We start from the raw sequence: 18,486 nt of genomic DNA, 5'->3' as shown, positions 1-18,486 counted from the left end.
CGCGAGCCCCGCCCCGAGCGACCAGCAGGAAGTCCATGCCCAAGACCCCGCCGTCCGAGCCCGTCCAGGAGCGCATCCAGGACATCGATCTGTCCCAGGAGATGCAGGGATCGTTCCTCGAGTACGCGTACTCGGTGATCTACTCGCGCGCACTTCCCGACGCTCGCGACGGACTCAAGCCCGTGCAGCGCCGCATCCTTTACCAGATGGCGGAGATGGGCCTGCGACCCGACCGCGGTCACGTCAAGAGCGCTCGCGTGGTCGGCGAGGTGATGGGAAAGCTGCACCCGCACGGCGATTCCGCGATCTACGACGCCCTGGTGCGCCTCGCACAGGACTTCGCCCTGCGCGTGCCGCTCGTCGACGGACACGGCAACTTCGGCTCGCTGGACGACGGACCGGCGGCATCCCGTTACACCGAGGCGCGGCTGGCCGCCTCGGCGCTGGCCATGACCGAGAGCCTCGACGAGGACGTGGTCGACTTCGTGCCGAACTACGACGGCCAGTTCCAGCAGCCGGCCGTGCTCTCGGCGGCGTTCCCGAACCTGCTCGTCAACGGCGCGAGCGGCATCGCGGTCGGCATGGCCACGAACATGGCCCCGCACAACCTCATAGAGGTCGTCGCTGCGGCGACCCACCTGCTCGAGAACCCCGACGCCACCACGGCCGACCTCATGGCGTACGTGCCCGGCCCGGACTTCCCCTCCGGCGGCATCCTGATGGGGCTCGACGGCGTGAAGGACGCGTACGAGAACGGGCGTGGCGCGTTCAAACTGCGGGCGAAGACATCCATCGAGTCGCTCGGCCCGCGCAAGACGGGCATCGTCGTCACCGAGCTGCCGTACCAGGTCGGCCCCGAGCGCGTCATCGAGAAGCTCAAGGACGCGGTCAACGCCAAGAAGCTGCAGGGCATCAGCGACGTTCAGGACCTCACCGACCGCAAGCACGGCCTGCGTCTGGTGATCACGGTGAAGACGGGCTTCGACCCCGCCGCAGTGCTCGACCAGCTGTTCCGCTACACGCCGCTCGAGGACTCGTTCTCGATCAACAACGTCGCCCTCGTCGACGGGCAGCCGCGCACCCTCGGCCTCAAGGAGCTGCTGCGGGTCTACCTGCAGCACCGCATCGAGGTCGTCACGCGCCGCAGCCGCTATCGGCTCGCCCGGCGCAACGAGCGCCTGCATCTGGTGCGGGGCCTGCTGCTGGCCATCCTCGACATCGACGAGGTCATCCAGGTCATCCGCTCCTCCGACGACTCGGAGACCGCGCGCACGCGCCTGCAGCAGGTGTTCGAGCTCGACGAGGTGCAGGCCGAGTACATCCTCGAGCTGCGCCTGCGGCGACTGACCAAGTTCTCGCGCCTCGAGCTCGAGACCGAGCGCGACAAGCTGCTCGCCGAGATCGCCGAACTCGAGCGTCTCCTGGGCGACCCCGCACTCGTCCGTGCGCAGGTCGCGCAGGAGCTCGACGCGGTCGCCGAGACCTTCGGCACGGCCCGCCGCACCCTGCTGCTCAACGCCGCCCCGCCGAAGGCGCGGACCACCAAGTCGGCCGCGGAGCTGCAGATCGCCGACGCCCCCACGACCGTTCTGCTCTCGACGACGGGCCGGGCCGTGCGGGTCGACCTCGACGGTGACGCGACGATCACCACACCCGCGCGCCGCAGCAAGCACGATGCGATCGCGGCGCGGCTCGTGACGACCACCCGCAGCGAGATCGGCGCGGTCACCAGCGCCGGCCGGGTGCTGCGCTTCACGCCGATCGACATCCCCGCAGTGCCGCCGACCTCGGTCGGCCTCGGCGCGGGGGTGCGCGTCGCCGACTACCTTGGGCTGTCCGACCGCACCGAGAAGGTGCTGGCCCTGATCCGGTTCGACGACGACACCCCGGTGGCGCTGGGCACGAGGGACGGCGTCGTCAAGCGCTTCGTGCCCTCGGCACTGGCCGCCAAGCCCGAGCTGGAGGTCATCGGCCTCAAGTCGAAGGACCGCGTCGTCGGGGCGGCGCCGGCGCCGGACGACGCCGCGCTGGTCTTCGTGACCTCGGATGCCCAGCTGCTGCACTTCTCGGCGGCGAACGTGCGCCCGCAGGGTGCCGCGGCGGGCGGCATGGCAGGTGTCAAACTCGCCTCCGATGCCGAAGTGATCTCGTTCACCGTGGTGTCATCGCCCGAGGAGGCCGTCGTGGTGACGGTCTCCGGTTCGGAGGGGACGCTGGCAGGGGCGGATGCCGGTCGGGCGAAGATCTCGGCCTTCGCGGAGTTCCCCGGCAAAGGTCGCGCCACCGGCGGCGTGCGGGCCCACGCCTTCCTGAAGGGCGAGGACCGACTGCGGCTGGCCTGGGTCGGCCTCGAGCCGCGGGCGATCGGCACCGACGGCGCCGTGCGTCAGCTGCCCGAATCGGCCGCGAAGCGCGACGGCTCCGGTCAGCCGCTCGACGCAGTGATCGGCTCGATCGGCACCGCGATCGGCTGATCCCGCGCTGACGCTGCAGTTTCCTGCATCCGCCACGTCGATCTGCGCCGCGGATGCAGGAAACTGCAGCGCGAATGCGCCACGCGCTCAGGCGTCGATCGCCTCGCGGCTGAGGCGGTCGCTCGAAGTCATGATGAACTCGCGACGCGGAGCCACCTCGCTGCCCATCAGCAGCTCGAAGGTGCGCACCGCGGCATCCGCCGCCTCGGCATCTTCAATCGTCACGCGACGCAGCAGGCGTCCGGACTTCTCCATGGTCGTGTTCGCCAGCTGATCGGCATCCATCTCGCCCAGGCCCTTGTACCGCTGGATCGGGTCCTGCCACCTCTTGCCGGCCTTCTGCAGTTTCGCGAGGAGGGCGTGCAGTTCAGCCTCGGAGTACGTGTAGATCATCTCGTTCGGCTTGGAGCCGGGGTTCATCACGATCACCCGGTGCAGCGGCGGGACGGCCGAGAACACCCGCCCGGCCTCGACCAGCGGCCGCATGTACCGGAAGAACAGTGTCAGCAGCAGCGTACGGATGTGCGCACCGTCGACGTCGGCGTCACTCATCAGGATGATCTTGCCGTAGCGCGCCCCGCTGAGCTCGAACGAGCGGCCGGAGCCCGCGCCGATCGTGGTGATGATCGCCGCGCACTCGGCATTGCCGAGCATGTCGCTGACGGACGCCTTCTGCACGTTGAGGATCTTTCCCCGGATCGGCAGCAGGGCCTGGAACTCGCTGTTGCGGGCGTGCCGGGCGGTGCCGAGGGCGGAGTCACCCTCGACGACGAAGAGCTCGGTCTGCGCGACGTCGCTCGAGCGGCAGTCGACGAGTTTCGCCGGCAGCGACGACGACTCCAGGGCCGTCTTGCGCCGCTGGGTCTCCTTGTGCGCGCGTGCGGAGACGCGCGCCTTCATCTCGGAGACGATCTTGTCGAGCAGCATCGACGCCTGGTTCTTGTCGTCGCGTCTGGTCGAGGTGAATCGCTGGGCGAGTTCGGTGCGCACCACCTTGGCGACGATCGCGCGCACCGCCGGCGTGCCCAGCACTTCCTTCGTCTGGCCCTCGAACTGCGGTTCGGGCACGGTGACGGTCAGCACGGCCGTGAGGCCGGCGAGCACATCGTCCTTCTCGAGCTTGTCGTTGCCGACCTTGAGCCGGCGCGCATTCTGCTCGACCTGGCCGCGCAGCGTCTTCAGCAGCTCCTGTTCGAAGCCCTGCTGATGCGTGCCGCCCTTCGGCGTGGCGATGATGTTCACGAACGAGCGGATCGTCGTCTCGTAGCCCGTGCCCCAGCGCAGAGCGACATCGACCTCGCACTCGCGCTGCACCTCGGTGGCCTTCATGTGGCCGTCCGGCTGCAGCACCGGCACCGTCTCGGTGAAGCTGCCGCTGCCCTGGATGCGCCAGGTGTCTGTGACGGGTGCGTCGGATGCCAGATACTCGACGAACTCCGAGATGCCGCCCTCGTACAGGTACGAGGTCTCGATGGGGCCGGTCTCGGCATCCGAGCCTTGATCCGCGTCCGTCGGGGTTCCTGAATGTGCGGCAGGGCGCTCATCGCGCACGACGATCTCGAGACCCGGCACCAGGAAAGCCGTCTGACGGGCACGGTTCTCGAGCTCGCCGAGCTGGAACGCGGCATCCTTCGTGAAGATCTGGCGGTCGGCCCAGTACCGCACCCGGGTTCCGGTGGCGCCCTTGGGAGCCTTGCCGATCACGCGCAGCTCGCTGCGCTCCTCGAACGGCGTGAACGGGGCATCCGGCCGCGGCTCGCCGCCGTTGTCGTCGAAGATGCCGGGCTCACCCCGGTGGAACGACATGGCGTACGTCTTGCCGCCGCGGTCGACCTCGACGTCGAGGCGCTCCGACAGCGCATTCACGACGGATGCGCCGACGCCGTGCAGGCCACCGGAGGCGGCGTACGAGCCGCCGCCGAACTTCCCGCCCGCGTGCAGCTTGGTGTAGACGACTTCGACACCGGTCAGGCCGGTGCGCGGTTCGACGTCGACCGGCACGCCGCGTCCGCGGTCGGCGACCTGCACGCTGCCGTCCTCGAACAGCACGACGTCGATCCTGGTGCCGTTGCCGGCGACAGCCTCATCGACGGAGTTGTCGATGATCTCCCAGAGGCAGTGCATCAGCCCGGGCGAGCCGTTCGACCCGATGTACATGCCGGGGCGCTTGCGAACGGCTTCGAGGCCTTCGAGCACCTGAAGATGATGGGCGGAATACTCGGCGGTCACAAGGACTAAGTCTATTTCGCGCGGAGACACGAGGCCTCCGCGACACTCCCCCACACGCATGCCCGGCACAGCGCGGGTACGCGCACAGCGAAACACGCCGCGCGGCGGGCATTCCTCCAGGCGACTCGTGGTTGTATTGAGCACGATCTCAATCAACCGGATCCAGAGGAGGCACTGAGATGAACGCTACAACTGAGCGAGAGACCGTCGAGTACCGCCTCACCGCGATGGACCGCTGCGATTCCTGCGGGGCGCAGGCCTACATCGCCGCCGAGGTGAACGGCTCGGAACTGCTGTTCTGCGCCCACCACGGCCGCAAGTACGAGGAGAAGCTGCGCGCGGTCGCCACGAGCTGGCACGACGAGACCGCACGCCTGGTCGAGGCCTGAGCGGCCCCAGGGCCGCCGGGCTCGTCGATCAGTCGACGATCACCCGCCGCACCGCTGGTGTCAGGCGGGTGATGATCTCCTCGCCCACCGTGTCGATGCGCTCGGCGAGAGCCGTGGCATCCGCCTCGCCGTCCCTGCCAGGACCGAACACGACGACGCGCTGATCGGTCTGCGCACCGGCCCACGGCTCGACGTGCATCTCGCCTCCGCCGATCGACAGGATCCGGCGCAGTCCATCGGGTGTCGCCACGCGCGCTCCGCACAGCGTCGACGGCAGGCCGTGGAAGGACCCCACGCCGACGACGACGTGATCGTCGCCGATCTCCGCGACCGGCGCGGTCAGACGCGAGATGAGTTCGATGCCCTCCAGCTCCGGTCCGTCGGCGGAGCGGATGCCGTAGCAGAACGCCCCGATCCGGTTCAGCGTGCCGCGCAGCTCGGGCCGCCACCAGGATGCCGCCGACGCGGTGAGGTGCAGCACCTCCGGTCGCCCGCCTGCGTCGGTCAGCCGGCGCACGGCATCGTGGAACAGGCGCTGGGCCGCGTCGTCCTCATCGTCGCTGGCCTCGGCGAGGTGGCTCCATACCCCGACCACACGCACGACCCCGCGCTCTTCTGCGGCGCGGGCCGTCGCGACCGCGTCGGCCCACTCGTCGGGCCGGAACCCGTTGCGGTGCAGTCCGGTGTCGATCTTCAGATGCACGTCGGCGCGGATGCCCGTGCGCGCGGCCACGTCGATGACATCACCCAGGTACTGCGCCGAGCCGACGCCGAGGTGGATGCCGGCGGTGATCGCCGCCTCCGCTTCCTCGACCGTCGACGTCGCCCAGGCGTACACCTTCCTATCCGTCAGCGCGCGGATGCGCAGCGCGGTATCGACGTCGTACCCGCCGAACCACTCCACTCCGCCGTCGGCCGCCTCGGGCACCGACCAGTGCAGTCCGTGACCGTAGGCGTCGTCCTTCATCACCAGCATCAGGGCGGCCGGGGCGATACGCGCCTGAACGGCGGCAATGTTCCGACGGAAGGCGCCGCGCGAGATCTCCAGTGCGGGGCTGCTCATGCGATCCACTCCCGGTGTCCGTGTCGGCCGATGACGACGGCGAGTTCGAGCGCCGTGAGCCCGCTGACCGCCGACCAGTGCGTCAGGGCGTGGCGCACCTCGCCCGTGCCGCCGAAGAACGTGACGGCGGTGCCGACGGGCACGTCGTCGCCCTCGAGATCGACCACGCAGACATCCATCGCGATCCGCCCGACGATGGGCCGAAGGCGTCCGGCGATGTCGACGGACGCTCGGTTGCCGAGCGCGCGGAGGATGCCCTGTGCGTACCCTCCGGTGACCAGCGCCACCCTCGTGTCGCGTTCTGCACGGTGCGTGTACCCGTATGAGACCGCCTCGCCGGCGTGGAGCGGCTTGGTCGAGAGCACCCGCCCCTGCAGGCACATCACGGGTTCGGTGGGATCGGATGCCGCACCCGCGGCCCCGGCAGTGCTGGGGATCCCCCACAGCCGGTGCGGATCCGTGTCATCGCCGACGTCGACACGAGCGGTGATGCCGAACTGCGCCAGCCGGGCCACCTCATCGCGCCCGTCCACGAGCACACCGGTGGCACCGGCATCCATGACGATGCGGGCCGCGCCGGTCAGGCCATGGCCATACGCGTCGTGGCGCAGATCCGCGATGCCGCCCGCGGCGAGCAGCGCCCGTGCGTTCCGGACGAGCGCTCCGCTTGACAGGAGCACGCGAGGTGCGGCGCTGCTGGACATGGATCCTCCGCGGCTCAGAGCTGGATGGTCTTGAAGCCCTTGTCGTCGATGAACCGGTCGATCGCGGCACGCGCGCCCTGCGCGTACTCGTCGAACGGGCCGTGCACCGGCTCGGACACCTCGAGGCCACGGCGGCCCGCGGCAGCCAGCACGAGCACGTCGGCCAGGCCCGGATTCAGGGGAAGCACCGGCCCCTGCACGTTGCCGGCGAAGGCGTTGCGATGCCGGACGAATTCGCCCCGGCCCTCACCGCGCGCGAAGCTGCCCCGCCCCGCGGAGACCGTGCCGTACGCGGCGGATGCATCGGTCAGCGTCCACTCCGAGGCGTGATCCTCGAAGCCGACGACGCGCACGTCGGGCGTCTCGACGGTGATGTAGCCGACGCGCCGGTCGCGGGTGCGGGTGACACGGTACGGCAGCAGCCCCAGTCCCTGCAGTGCTCCGCCGTCGGTCAGGTCGATGCCCGCACCGAGCAGCTCGGCCGAGCCGCCAACCGCGAACAGCACTCCGCCCGCATCGATGAACGCGCGCAGCGCGTCAGTGCGTCCCAGCAGGTCGGCGTGCACGCCGCGCAGAGCAGAGAGCGGACCGTTGCCGATCACGATGATGTCGACGTCCTGTGGAAGGACTTCACCGATTCCTGCGCGCACCGTGGTGCTGTCGAGTCCGCGGGCCGACGCACGCTCCTCGATGGCGCGCACGTTGCCGCGGTCGCCGGTGATGCCGAGCTCCGCGGGGTACAGCTGAGCGATCGTGAGCTGCGTCATCGCCGCGCCACCTCCTGGTCGCCGTGCCCGAGCAGGCGACGACCGATCATCATGAGCTCGTAATTGACGAACCAGGTCTGGGTGCCCCGGTCGGTGTCGGGGAACGACCGCATGATCTCGACGGCCTTCTCCATGTCGGGCTCGACCGTGCCGATCTCGACGCCGGCGTACGCCAGGGCGAGGGCCAGCTGATAGGCCTTCTCGCCGGTGACGACGTCCACACGGGGCAGAGCGCTGAAGTCGACGTCGTACAGCCACGAGACGTCGGGCGTTCCCTCGTCGATCGCGATCAGCGCGCGCTCCGGCGTGCCCTCCAGCGCATCGAGGTTCATCTGGATGCTCGGCCCGTTCTTGAACATCACGAACTCGACCTGCTCGCCCGCGGGATCCCGGCGCAGCGGGATCACCTCGCCGCGGCCGTACGCGGGGGCCATGGTGGCGAACCCGGCGGCGGCGCGGACCGCGTCGAAGCGGTCGCCCAGCACACCGGATGCCACCGCGAGGGCGGCAGCGGCGTCGGCCGCGTAGTGCAATCCGCGGGCGGGGAGGGTGATGCGGGCATCCGCTCCCCCCACGTTCACGACCACGTCGCGCCCCGCCACCGCACGCACCTCGGAGAACGCCGGGCGCTCCACGATGCCCGCGGTGCCGCTGCGCGTGTCGACCGCGTTGGCGAGGCCGTGCGCCGAGGCGGCGACGATCTCGGGCGCGACGCCGAAGAAGGTGACGGGTGCGCGCATGGCGTCGACGTCGATCTTCGACAGGTACGGGTCATCGCGATTGACCACGACATGCGCGGACGCGCGGGTGGAGGCATCGAGCATCATGTCGGCGACGCGCTCGGTCTCGTAGAACCGGTAGAGCTGGTCGACCTGCACGTTCAGCGACAGGATCACCGACGGTGACAGACGGTCGGCGAGATCGGCGGCGAAGCCCTCATCGATCTCGAGCACGGCGACATCGGCCTTGATCCGGCCGGTGAGCGTCGCGTCGGCCAGCAACGCGCTGGTCACACCCTGCGGCAGGTTCGCACCCGTCGGGTTCGTGAAGACCTTCAGCCCGTGTGCCCGCAGCACCTCGCTGATCATGTGCGTCGTGGTCGTCTTGCCGTTGGAGCCCAGCACGAACACCACGCCGTATCGGAACTGGTCCGCCAGCGTGGGCAGCAGCGTCGGGGCGAGCCGGTTCGTGAGGTAGCCGGGGAAGGCGGAGCCTCCCCCGCGCAGACGGGTCGCGAAACGCGCGAGCTTGCCCGCCAGCACAGGGAAGACGTACCGCAGGCCGGCTGAGCGCGCCTGAGGTGTCGCCTGCATCATTCGAGGTAGTCCCGCAGCGACTGCGAACGACTCGGGTGACGCAGCTTCGCCATGGTCTTCGACTCGATCTGGCGGATGCGCTCGCGCGTCACGCCGAAGGTGTCACCGATCTGGTCGAGCGTCTTGGGCTGACCGTCGCCGAGGCCGAAGCGCATGCGGATCACGCCGGCCTCGCGCTCCGACAGCGAGTCGAGCAGCTGCTCGAGCTGGCGCTGCAGCATCGTGAAGCCCACCGCGTCGGCAGGCACGACCGCCTCGGTGTCCTCGATCAGGTCACCGAACTCGCTGTCGCCGTCCTCACCGAGCGGGGTGTGCAGCGAGATCGGCTCGCGACCGTACTTCTGCACCTCGACGACCTTCTCGGGCGTCATGTCGAGCTCGCGCGAGAGCTCCTCGGGCGTGGGCTCGCGACCGAGGTCCTGCAGCATCTGACGCTGCACGCGGGCGAGCTTGTTGATGACCTCGACCATGTGCACCGGGATGCGGATCGTGCGGGCCTGGTCGGCCATCGCGCGGGTGATCGCCTGACGGATCCACCACGTCGCGTAGGTCGAGAACTTGAAGCCCTTGGTGTAGTCGAACTTCTCGACCGCACGGATCAGACCGAGGTTGCCCTCCTGGATCAGGTCCAGGAACTGCATGCCGCGACCGGTGTAGCGCTTGGCGAGCGAGACGACCAGACGCAGGTTGGCGCCGAGCAGGTGGCTCTTCGCACGCTGGCCGTCGCGGGCGACCCACTGCAGGTCGAGGCCCAGCTGGCTGGACTTCTCCTTGGCAGACATCGCCGACAGCTTCTCCTCGGCGAACAGGCCGGCTTCGATGCGCATCGCCAGTTCGACCTCTTCGGCCGCATTCAGCAGCGCGACCTTGCCGATCTGCTTCAGGTAGTCCTTGACCGGGTCGGCGGTGGCGCCGGTGATCTGGGTGGAGTAGACGGGGGCGTCGTCCTCGTCCTTCGACGAGATGACGATCGCGCCGGTCGGGAGCGGCTCGGTGAAGGCCGGCTTCTTGTCGGCCTCGTCCTCGTCGGTCTCCTCGGCCTCGACGGCCTCGTCGTCGACCTCCGGCTCATCGGTCCTCTTGGCGCGCTTTGATGGTGCCTTCTTCGCCGCAGCCTTCTTGGCGGGGGCCTTTTTGGCCGGAGCCTTGGTCGCCGGCGCCTTGTCGGCCTCGGCAGCGACCGTGTCGACCTCAGGTGCGTCGACGTCAGCGGCGGCGGTCTTCTTCGTGGTCGTCCGGGTCTTCTTGCTCGTGGCAGCAGTCACGTTTCGCCTTTCACGGAGCGGTGCACACGCTCCGAGCCATTTCGGACACTAGTAAGACCCTTGTCAAGCCGATCGCGATAACGACCATTGACAATGGGTCAGGAATCCATTATCACACAGTCCGGCGCGTGGTGCGTGCTTCCACTCGGATCGATGGGCTGCGGGTCTGGGTCAGCGCTGTTTGTCATCGTCTCCCGGTCGTCTGGTCGCGAGGTAGCGCTCCAGCTCTGCGGCCAGCTCATCGGCGCTGGGCAGGTCGCGCTCGTCGAAGGACTGCTCGTCGTCGTCGTCCTCCCGTCCGGCCATGTAGGCGTCATAGCGGCGCTCCAGGGTGTGCACCATCTGCGTCAGCTCCTCGCTGCCGCTCACCTGCTCGCCGACGCGGGCCAGGAAGTCCTCGCGACTCTCCTGCACCTCGTCCATGCGCAGCACGAGGCCGGCGCCGATCATCACTTTGTCGCCCGCGGCCAGCACCGTGTCCGGATACTCGGTGTCGGCCAGGTAATGCGGAACCAGCAGCACGAACCCCGCCACCCGCTGTTCGTTCTCGATCAGGCGGTACTCCAGCAGATGCGCCGCCGTGCCCGGCACCTGCGTGCGGGGGCGCCACACCGAGTGCGCGGCGATCAGATCGTGCCGGTTGCCGCTGACCGTGGTTCCCAGCGGCCGCGTGTGCGGGACGGGCATCGCGATCGAGTGCACCCAGGTCACGGTCGACACCTGGAAGGCCTCGGCGAAGTCGATGACGGCGTCGGTGAACGCGTTCCAGGCGAAGTCGGGCTCGTACCCGGACAGCAGCAGGAACGGCTGTCCGAGCGCGTCGTGCGCCAATGAGAGCTCAAGGCGGGCGGGCCGGTACTCGGTCAGGTGGTCCTGATCGAACACGATCACGGGCCGACGCGCGCGGTAGTCCAGCAGCACGTCGTTGTCGAAGCGCACGATCGGCTGCGGGTCCGCGGTCGCGTGCAGGTGCTCGATCAGTCCGGAGACGGCGTTGCCGGCGTCGGTGAATCCGGTGAGGAGGATGACCAGCGGCGCGCCGGTCGGCACGTCGGGTGCGCCGGCGATCGACTCGTAGAGCTCTGCGGATGAGGGCATGTGTCAATGCTACGAGCCAGGACGCGCACAGGGCCTGCCCGCGCGATGCTCACAGCGAACACGGTATGCCGTCGGGACCGCGGATGGGGACCTTCCCTAGGATGGAGGTATGACGCTTCCCGTGATCTCGCACACCTCCGATCCGTTCCCAGGAAGCGCTGCAGACGCCGCAGTGCTCGTCATCTCCGACCCGTCAGCCACCACCGATGCGCTGAACGGCTACGAGGGACTCGTGGAGACGCTTTCCGCCATCGGCTACAAGGGCACCGCGTCCGCGTACACGCGCGTGCATCTCGCCGCCATCACATCGCTTCCGCTGGCGGTCGTCAGCGCGGGCAAGACGCCGGATGCCGCAGCGGTGCGCGACGCGGTCGCCACCGCGGTGCGCAGCCTCACCGGCTTCGAGACGATCGCGATCGGCTTCGCCCCCGACCTCGAGCAGCATGCCGATGCTGCAGCCGAGGGCGCCCTGCTCGGCGGCTACCGCTTCGACGACTACCGCTCCGAGAAGAAACCCGCCCGCGCGGACTCGATCATGCTGCACTCCGCCGAGATCGGCGACGGTGCGCTCGAGCACGCCCGTGCGGTCGCCGACGCAGTGGCGCTGGTCAAAGACCTCGTCAACACCCCCGCCGAGTGGCAGAGTCCCGCGCAGCTGGCGCAGTCCGCTGTCGACGCCGTCGACGGCCTGCCGGTCGAGGTGCAGGTGCTCGACGAGCAGCAGCTCGACGAGGGCGGCTACGGCGGCATCCTCGGCGTCGGCCGTGGTTCCGACCGCCCGCCGAGGCTCGTGCGCCTGGACTACTCCCCCGCAGGTGCCGCCCGTCACATCGCCCTGGTCGGCAAGGGCATCACGTTCGACACCGGTGGGCTCTCCCTGAAGCCGGCAGCATCGATGGTGGGCATGAAGTTCGACATGGCGGGCGCCGCCAGCATCCTCGCAGCGATCCGCGCGATCGCCGCGCTGCAGCTGCCCGTGCGCGTGACGGCCTGGATGTGCATCGCCGACAACATGCCCTCCGGCCGCGCGACCCGCCCCGGCGACGTGCTCCGCATGCTCGACGGGCAGACCGTCGAGGTCATGAACACCGATGCCGAGGGCCGCCTCGTCCTCGCCGACGGCCTCGTCGCGGCGAGCCGCGAGAACCCCGACGTCATCATCGACGTCGCGACACTCACCGGCGCGATAATCGTCGCGCTCGGCATGCGCCACACCGGCGTGATGGGAGCGGACGAAGCGGTCGCCGAGTACCTCGCCGCATCGGATGCCGTCGGCGAGCCCGCCTGGCGACTGCCGCTGCCGGAGTACATGGAGGAGTCGCTGGACTCGCAGATCGCCGACATGGTCAACGCGAACATGGCCGACCGCTCGGGCGGCTCGATGTTCGCGGGTCTGTTCCTGCAGCGCTTCGTCGGCCGCGTCTCGGATGCCGAGGACGCGCCGCGCATCCCCTGGGTGCACCTCGACATCGCCGGTTCGGGTGAGCACAAGGGCTCGCCGTACGGCCACACGGAGAAGGGCCCGACGGGCGCCACGGTGCGCTCGCTGATCGCCTTCGCACGCGCATCGACAAAGGAGTCCTGATGGCAACGCACGAATTCGACCTCGTCATCCTCGGCGGCGGCAGCGGCGGATACGCCGCCGCACTGCGCGCCAGCGAACTGGGCAAGAAGGTGGTGCTAATCGAGAAGGACAAGGTCGGCGGCACCTGCCTGCACCGCGGATGCATCCCGACCAAGGCGCTGCTGCACGCAGCCGAGGTCGCCGACCACGTCCGCTCGGCGGCATCGGTCGGCGTGTCGGCCACGTTCGAGGCCATCGACCCCGCCGGCGTTCGGGCCTACCGCGAAGGCATCGTCGCCAAGAAGTTCAAGGGGCTCGAGGGTCTGATCAAGGCCCGCGGCATCACGGTGGTCTCAGGCGCCGGCCGCCTCGAGCCCGATCGCTCGGTCAGCGTCGGCGAAGACCGGTACGTCGGCGCCGACGTCGTGCTGGCGACCGGCTCGTACAGCCGCACTCTGCCGGGGCTCGAGATCGGCGGACGGATCATCGCCAGCGAGCAGGCGCTCGCCCTCGACGAGGTTCCTTCCAGCGTGGTGATCCTCGGCGGCGGTGTGATCGGCGTCGAGTTCGCCAGTGTGTGGCGCTCATTCGGCGCCGAGGTCACGATCGTCGAGGCGCTCCCGCACCTGGTGCCCAACGAGGACCTCGCACTCAGCAAGGGACTCGAGCGGGCGTTCCGCCGCCGCGGGATCAAGTACTCCCTCGGCACGCGCTTCCAGAAGGCCGAGCAGAGCGACACCGACGTGACCGTCACGCTCGAGGACGGCAAGACGTTCACCGCCGACTACCTGCTGGTCGCCGTAGGGCGAGGGCCTGCCACGGCCGATCTCGGATTCGAAGAGGCCGGCATCGCCCTCGATCGCGGCTTCGTGACCGTCGACGATCAGCTGCGCACGGGCGCCGATCGGGTGTGGGCCGTCGGCGACATCGTCCCCGGTCTGCAGCTCGCACACCGCGGCTTCCTGCAGGGCATCGCCGTCGCCGAGCGGATCGCCGGGATGCAGGTGCCGAGCCTGCCGGAATCGCAGATCCCCCGCGTCACCTACAGCAGCCCGGAGGTCGCCTCGGTGGGTATCACCGAGGCGGCGGCCGTGGCCGAGTACGGCGCGGAAGACGTCGTCGCGTACGACTACAACCTCGCAGGCAACGGAAAGAGCGAGATCATCGGCACGGGCGGCACGGTCAAGGTCGTGCGCCAGAAGGACGGCCCCGTGCTGGGCGTGCACCTGCTGGGCGACCGCGTCGGCGAGCTGATCACCGAGGGCCAGCTGGCCGTCGCGTGGGAGGCGCACCCCGAGGACATCGCTCCCCTGATCCATGCACACCCGACCCAGAGCGAAGCGCTCGGAGAGGCGTTCCTCGCCCTCGCCGGGAAACCGCTGCACGCGCTCTGAACCACACAACCGAACGCTCAGGTCACTAAGCTTGAGTGCGTCACGATTTTTCGAAGGAGACTCCGTCATGAGCACACCCGTGGTCCTTCCCGCACTCGGGGAGAGCGTCACCGAGGGTACGGTCACTCGCTGGCTGAAGCAGGTGGGCGACACCGTGCAGGCGGATGAGGGCCTGCTCGAGATCTCGACCGACAAGGTCGACACCGAGATCCCCTCTCCGGTCAGCGGCGTGATCGAGGAGATCCTCGTCGCCGAGGACGAGACCGTCGAGGTCGGCGCCCTGCTCGCGCACATCGGCGACGGAAGCGGATCCAGCTCGTCCGGTGCCGCACCCGAGGCCGCCGCACCCTCTGCAGAAGCACCTGCTGCAGAAGCACCTGCTGCAGAAGCACCTGCTGCAGAAGCACCTGCTGCGCAGGAGGCTCCCGCAGCCGCCGCGCCTTCCGCTGATGCACCCGCTCCTGCGGCCGAGGCACCGGCTGCGCCTGCTGCGTCGAGCGACGCGGTCGATGTCGTCCTGCCCGAGCTGGGCGAGAGCGTCACCGAAGGCACCGTCACCCGCTGGCTGAAGCAGATCGGCGACGACGTCGCGGTCGACGAGGCACTTCTGGAGATCTCGACCGACAAGGTCGACACCGAGATCCCGTCGCCGGTCGCCGGCACGCTGCAGGAGATCCTCGCCGCGGAAGACGAGACCGTCGAGGTCGGCGCCGTGCTCGCGCGCATCGGCTCGGGTGCCGCACCCGCAGCGACGGCCGCCGCGCCCGAACAGCCAGAGCCTGCTGCACAGCCCGAACCCGCTGCACAGCCCGAACCCGCTGCACAGCCGGAGCCCGCCGCTCAGCCTGCCGCACCGGCGCCGGCTGCCGCGCCCGCCCCGGCGGCTGCACCCGCTGCTGCACCGGCACCCGCCGCCGCACCCGCGCCCGCAGCTGCACCGGCTGAGCCCACCACCGCTGCACCGGCTGAACCGGCCGCCGGCGACGCCGAGTCGCTGTACGTGACGCCCCTCGTGCGGCGCCTCGCCAGCCAGCAGGGCATCGATCTCGCGACGGTCACCGGCACCGGTGTCGGCGGACGCATCCGCAAGGAGGACGTGCTCAAGGCCGCCGAGGCGAAGTCCGCGGCTCCGGCCGCCGCCGCCCAGGCAGCTGCGCCCGCCGCGCTGGAGGTCTCGCCGCTGCGCGGCACCACCCAGAAGATGTCGCGCCTGCGCAAGGTCGTCTCCGAGCGCGCTGTCGCCTCCATGCAGCAGACCGCTCAGCTGACCACCTTCGTCGAGGTGGACGTCACCAAGCTGGCCGGCTTCCGCACCGCGAAGAAGGATGAGTTCCAGCAGAAGACGGGCGACAAGCTGTCGTTCCTGCCTTTCTTCACTCTCGCAGCGGCCGAGGCGCTGCAGGCGTTCCCGATCATCAACGCGACCGTGGACGGCGACCAGATCGTCTACCCGGCGACCGAGAACATCTCGATCGCGGTCGACACCGAGCGCGGCCTGCTCACGCCGGTGCTGCGCGACGCGGCGACGAAGAACCTCGCGCAGATCGCTCACGAGATCGCTGACCTCGCGGCACGCACACGCGACAACAAGCTGAAGCCCGATGAGCTGGCCGGTGGCACCTTCACCGTCACCAACACGGGCTCGCGCGGCGCGCTGTTCGACACGCCGCTGGTGTTCCTGCCGCAGTCGGCGATCCTCGGCACCGGTGTCGTGTTCAAGCGCCCCGGCGTGGTCACGGTCGACGGTGTCGACGCGATCGCCGTGCGTTCGTATGTGTACCTCGCGGTCTCGTACGATCACCGCATCATCGACGGCGCCGACGCGGCCCGCTTCCTGGGTGCGATGAAGTCGCGGCTCGAGACGGCGGAATTCGAGGCGAACCTCGGGATCTGAGCCGGCTCAGCCCGCACCTGATGGCTGGTCCGCGACGTCGTACACGTCGCGGACCAGCCATTCATCGTTCTCGCGGACGATCACCAGCATCTGCTCCGGAGCCCCGTCCACGGCAGTGAGTCGCAGCACAGCGATGTCACCGTAGTCCTCCACCGGCGAGACCCCGCGATCGGCACCCGCGCCCGCGAGCTTCTGCAGCACGATCTCACCGGCACCCGCGACGACCGCATCCTCACAGCGAGGATCATCAGCCTCCGCGCAGGCGGCGATCTCCTGCAGCAGTCGCGCCGCCACCCGCGTGATATCGCCCTGCGGATCGTCCCGTCCGTCTGCATCCGGCGACGGTGCGGGCGACGGACCCGACCCCTCGTCCGTGCGCTGCTCCTCCTCCGCGGCCGTCTTCCCCGCCGTGACGTCGCCGACCGCCGGCTCGTCATCACCCGCCGGCTCGTCATCACCCGCCGTGGTCTCCGTCATCTCCTGGGCCCCCGCAGTCGCCGCCGAGTCGTCACCGGTGGGCCAGAGCAGACCGCCCAGCAGCACAGCGCCCGCGACCGCAGCGCCGACGATCAGCATCCGCCCCCGTCCGCCGGCCGACGCGCGTTCCCCCGTCCGCGACACCGCGCCCGGCCGCTCTCTCGGCGCTCCCCTGATGGGCCGGCGCGGGCGGTGCTCGCGCGCCCACTCGATCAGCGCATCCCACCGACCCCGCATCGTGGTGACCAGGCTGCGCTGTGCGGTGACCCGACGCGCCTCCTGAGGGAGCAGAGCCTGATGCAGCGGGATCGCGCTCACCCGCTCCGGCGCGTGCACCTCGCGGTGCAGCGGACGAGGTGCCGCCAGCTCCGTGAGCTCATGCTCCCATCGGTCGATCGACCGCGCGACCTCTCTGGGGTCATGCGCCCCGGATGAGATCTCGGTGAGAGCGCGTCCCATGGCCCGATCCGTGCAGCTCTGGCGCACACGTGCCATGACCTCGAGGCTCGCCGAACTGCACGGCACCCCTTCGCCCGGCACGAACAGCGGACGCCCTTCGGCGGTGAGCCACCACCGGCCGCCCACCTCGGCATCCGCTGCGGACGTCTCGACGATCCCGCGCAGCATGCTCCCGATCAGCGTCACGATCTCGCCCGCCGCCAACGGCTGCTCCGCCGCCGCACGGCGTGCCAGGAACCCATCGACGGACTCGCTGCACCACGGCAGCAGTGCATCGTGCCCGTCGGTGCGCCGCGCGACGTCGAGCACCCCGGCGACATGCTCCGCGCCGGAGAATCGCCAGAGCTCGTCGGGCACAGAGTCAGCGTCCACCCGAACGCGCAGCACGTCGCCGTCGGCGACCAGGTCGCCCGAGAACGCCGACTCCTGGGCGTCGAGCCTGCGCACCGACCGGGCGGTGCCGGGAATCGGTGCGATGAGGGGGTCCATGGCGTCCATGTGATCCATGAGAGCGCATCGCGCAGCATCCCGTCGGACGGATCCCGATGGATGTGGACAATCCGGCCCGGGGCACGTGCTGTGCAGGAGCAGTCACGCCGCGATGCGGGAACACTCGCACCGCGATCACTCGGTAGGCTGTTCTCCATGGCAAAGCGATCTTCCGAACCCGAGAAGCGCCAGGGGTTCTTCTCCCAGATGCGTTCCCTCTTCCGCTTCACGCGGGACGTGTACGGCTGGCTGCCCTGGGCGCAGATCGCGATCCTCATCGCGGGTGTGCTCATCGGCCTGATCCTGGGCTTCCTGATCGGCGGCGGCACGGTTCTCTCCCTGGTGCTCTGGGGCATCACGGGCCTCATGCTCGGCATCCTCGGTGCCATGATCCTGATGACGCGACTGTCGACCAAGGCGATGTATCAGAAGATCGACGGCATGCCCGGCGCCACCGGTCACGTGCTCAGCACCAGCCTCGGTCGCCGCTGGCAGGCTTCCGACACCCCGGTCGGCATCAACCCGAAGACGCAGGAGGCCGTCTACCGCACGATCGGTCGCGGCGGCATCGTCATCGTCGGCGAGGGCACCCGGGGTCGTCTCACCCGCCTGATCAACGACGAGCGCCAGAAGTCGCAGCGTGTCGCCCACGGCGTGCCGATCACGGTGCTCTACGTCGGGCACGGTGAGGACGACATCGCGATCGCCGACCTCGCCAAGACCATCAAGAAGCTTCCGAAGACGATTGACAAGGCCACGATGGCGACCGTCATCCGCCGCGTCGAGTCGGTGTCCCAGTCGCTGACCTCGCTGCCCATCCCGAAGGGCATCGACCCGAACCGCGTGCGCGCGCAGCGTCCGCGCTGACCCGCAGCATCCGCATCACCGAGAAGGCCCCGTGCAG

General features: G+C 69.5%; 14 protein-coding genes. 6 read left to right on the top strand and 8 right to left on the bottom strand.

Annotated features, from left to right (window positions below):
• The first annotated feature begins 35 nt into the window (after nt 1–35).
• Nucleotides 36–2,474 carry a DNA gyrase/topoisomerase IV subunit A gene (locus WDU99_RS03850; RefSeq protein WP_337331132.1) on the top strand — a complete coding sequence of 813 codons (2,439 nt, stop codon included), beginning with the start codon at nt 36–38 and terminating at the stop codon, nt 2,472–2,474.
• Between the two features lie 87 nt (nt 2,475–2,561).
• On the opposite strand, the gene WDU99_RS03845 is transcribed toward WDU99_RS03850, so the two are convergent.
• Complete coding sequence (locus tag WDU99_RS03845) at nt 2,562–4,703, bottom strand: DNA gyrase/topoisomerase IV subunit B (RefSeq protein WP_337331131.1); 2,142 nt, start codon at nt 4,701–4,703, stop codon at nt 2,562–2,564.
• A 179-nt stretch (nt 4,704–4,882) separates the two neighbouring features.
• Between WDU99_RS03845 and WDU99_RS03840 the strand changes: the two genes are divergently transcribed.
• Nucleotides 4,883–5,092 carry a DUF7455 domain-containing protein gene (locus tag WDU99_RS03840; RefSeq protein WP_337331130.1) on the top strand — a complete coding sequence of 70 codons (210 nt, stop codon included), beginning with the start codon at nt 4,883–4,885 and terminating at the stop codon, nt 5,090–5,092.
• Nucleotides 5,093–5,120: 28 nt separating this feature from the next.
• Here WDU99_RS03840 and WDU99_RS03835 read toward each other — a convergent pair whose 3' ends face one another.
• The 6 genes from WDU99_RS03835 to WDU99_RS03810 form a co-directional block, all read right to left on the bottom strand.
• A complete protein-coding gene (locus WDU99_RS03835) occupies nt 5,121–6,155 on the bottom strand; it encodes an alanine racemase (protein WP_337331129.1) in 1,035 nt (344 codons plus the stop codon).
• Nucleotides 6,152–6,859, bottom strand: coding sequence for an alanine racemase C-terminal domain-containing protein (locus WDU99_RS03830; protein ID WP_337331128.1), 708 nt, complete (start codon nt 6,857–6,859; stop codon nt 6,152–6,154). The genes WDU99_RS03835 and WDU99_RS03830 overlap by 4 nt, the downstream gene beginning before the upstream one ends.
• Before the next feature lie 14 nt (nt 6,860–6,873).
• Nucleotides 6,874–7,626, bottom strand: coding sequence for a glutamine amidotransferase (locus tag WDU99_RS03825; protein WP_337331127.1), 753 nt, complete (start codon nt 7,624–7,626; stop codon nt 6,874–6,876).
• Nucleotides 7,623–8,939 (bottom strand): MurT ligase domain-containing protein, encoded by a 1,317-nt coding sequence (locus WDU99_RS03820; RefSeq protein ID WP_337331126.1) that lies wholly within the window; start codon nt 8,937–8,939, stop codon nt 7,623–7,625. Before WDU99_RS03820 ends, WDU99_RS03825 begins: the two co-directional genes overlap by 4 nt.
• Entirely contained in the window at nt 8,939–10,207 is a 1,269-nt protein-coding gene (locus WDU99_RS03815) for an RNA polymerase sigma factor (protein ID WP_337331125.1), read from the bottom strand. Before WDU99_RS03815 ends, WDU99_RS03820 begins: the two co-directional genes overlap by 1 nt.
• Nucleotides 10,208–10,378: 171 nt before the next feature.
• On the bottom strand, nt 10,379–11,305 hold the full coding sequence (locus WDU99_RS03810; RefSeq protein ID WP_337331124.1) for a proteasome assembly chaperone family protein: 927 nt from the start codon (nt 11,303–11,305) through the stop codon (nt 10,379–10,381).
• Nucleotides 11,306–11,414: 109 nt separating this feature from the next.
• Here WDU99_RS03810 and WDU99_RS03805 point away from each other — a divergent pair, with 109 nt between their 5' ends.
• The 3 genes from WDU99_RS03805 (at nt 11,415) to sucB (ending at nt 16,157) form a co-directional block, all read left to right on the top strand.
• Complete coding sequence (locus WDU99_RS03805) at nt 11,415–12,890, top strand: leucyl aminopeptidase (RefSeq protein WP_337331123.1); 1,476 nt, start codon at nt 11,415–11,417, stop codon at nt 12,888–12,890.
• Complete coding sequence (lpdA, locus tag WDU99_RS03800) at nt 12,890–14,263, top strand: dihydrolipoyl dehydrogenase (protein WP_337331122.1); 1,374 nt, start codon at nt 12,890–12,892, stop codon at nt 14,261–14,263. Before WDU99_RS03805 ends, lpdA begins: the two co-directional genes overlap by 1 nt.
• 67 nt (nt 14,264–14,330) lie before the next feature.
• Complete coding sequence (gene sucB, locus WDU99_RS03795) at nt 14,331–16,157, top strand: 2-oxoglutarate dehydrogenase, E2 component, dihydrolipoamide succinyltransferase (RefSeq protein WP_337331121.1); 1,827 nt, start codon at nt 14,331–14,333, stop codon at nt 16,155–16,157.
• 6 nt (nt 16,158–16,163) lie between these two features.
• Here the strand turns inward: sucB and WDU99_RS03790 are convergent, their stop codons facing one another.
• On the bottom strand, nt 16,164–17,600 hold the full coding sequence (locus WDU99_RS03790; RefSeq protein ID WP_337331120.1) for a hypothetical protein: 1,437 nt from the start codon (nt 17,598–17,600) through the stop codon (nt 16,164–16,166).
• Nucleotides 17,601–17,738: 138 nt separating this feature from the next.
• Here WDU99_RS03790 and WDU99_RS03785 point away from each other — a divergent pair, with 138 nt between their 5' ends.
• On the top strand, nt 17,739–18,449 hold the full coding sequence (locus WDU99_RS03785; protein WP_337331119.1) for a DUF4191 domain-containing protein: 711 nt from the start codon (nt 17,739–17,741) through the stop codon (nt 18,447–18,449).
• Nucleotides 18,450–18,486 lie beyond the last annotated feature (37 nt).

This window comes from Microbacterium bandirmense (assembly GCF_037204185.1).
In the GTDB taxonomy this organism is placed as follows: Bacteria; Actinomycetota; Actinomycetes; order Actinomycetales; family Microbacteriaceae; genus Microbacterium; species Microbacterium bandirmense.
The sequence above is the reverse complement of the archived record's forward strand: the minus strand, read 5'-3'. Positions and strand labels throughout refer to the sequence as shown.

Bases quoted from the DNA above. Each gene is read 5' to 3' on its own strand.
- WDU99_RS03850 (WP_337331132.1), top strand. From the start codon at position 36: ATGCCCAAGACCCCGCCGTCCGAGCCCGTCCAGGAGCGCATCCAGGAC.
- WDU99_RS03840 (WP_337331130.1), top strand. From the start codon at position 4,883: ATGAACGCTACAACTGAGCGAGAGACCGTCGAGTACCGCCTCACCGCG.
- WDU99_RS03835 (WP_337331129.1), bottom strand. From the start codon at position 6,155: ATGAGCAGCCCCGCACTGGAGATCTCGCGCGGCGCCTTCCGTCGGAAC.
- WDU99_RS03830 (WP_337331128.1), bottom strand. From the start codon at position 6,859: ATGTCCAGCAGCGCCGCACCTCGCGTGCTCCTGTCAAGCGGAGCGCTC.
- WDU99_RS03825 (WP_337331127.1), bottom strand. From the start codon at position 7,626: ATGACGCAGCTCACGATCGCTCAGCTGTACCCCGCGGAGCTCGGCATC.
- WDU99_RS03820 (WP_337331126.1), bottom strand. From the start codon at position 8,939: ATGCAGGCGACACCTCAGGCGCGCTCAGCCGGCCTGCGGTACGTCTTC.
- WDU99_RS03810 (WP_337331124.1), bottom strand. From the start codon at position 11,305: ATGCCCTCATCCGCAGAGCTCTACGAGTCGATCGCCGGCGCACCCGAC.
- WDU99_RS03805 (WP_337331123.1), top strand. From the start codon at position 11,415: ATGACGCTTCCCGTGATCTCGCACACCTCCGATCCGTTCCCAGGAAGC.
- lpdA (WP_337331122.1), top strand. From the start codon at position 12,890: ATGGCAACGCACGAATTCGACCTCGTCATCCTCGGCGGCGGCAGCGGC.
- sucB (WP_337331121.1), top strand. From the start codon at position 14,331: ATGAGCACACCCGTGGTCCTTCCCGCACTCGGGGAGAGCGTCACCGAG.
- WDU99_RS03790 (WP_337331120.1), bottom strand. From the start codon at position 17,600: ATGGATCACATGGACGCCATGGACCCCCTCATCGCACCGATTCCCGGC.
- WDU99_RS03785 (WP_337331119.1), top strand. From the start codon at position 17,739: ATGGCAAAGCGATCTTCCGAACCCGAGAAGCGCCAGGGGTTCTTCTCC.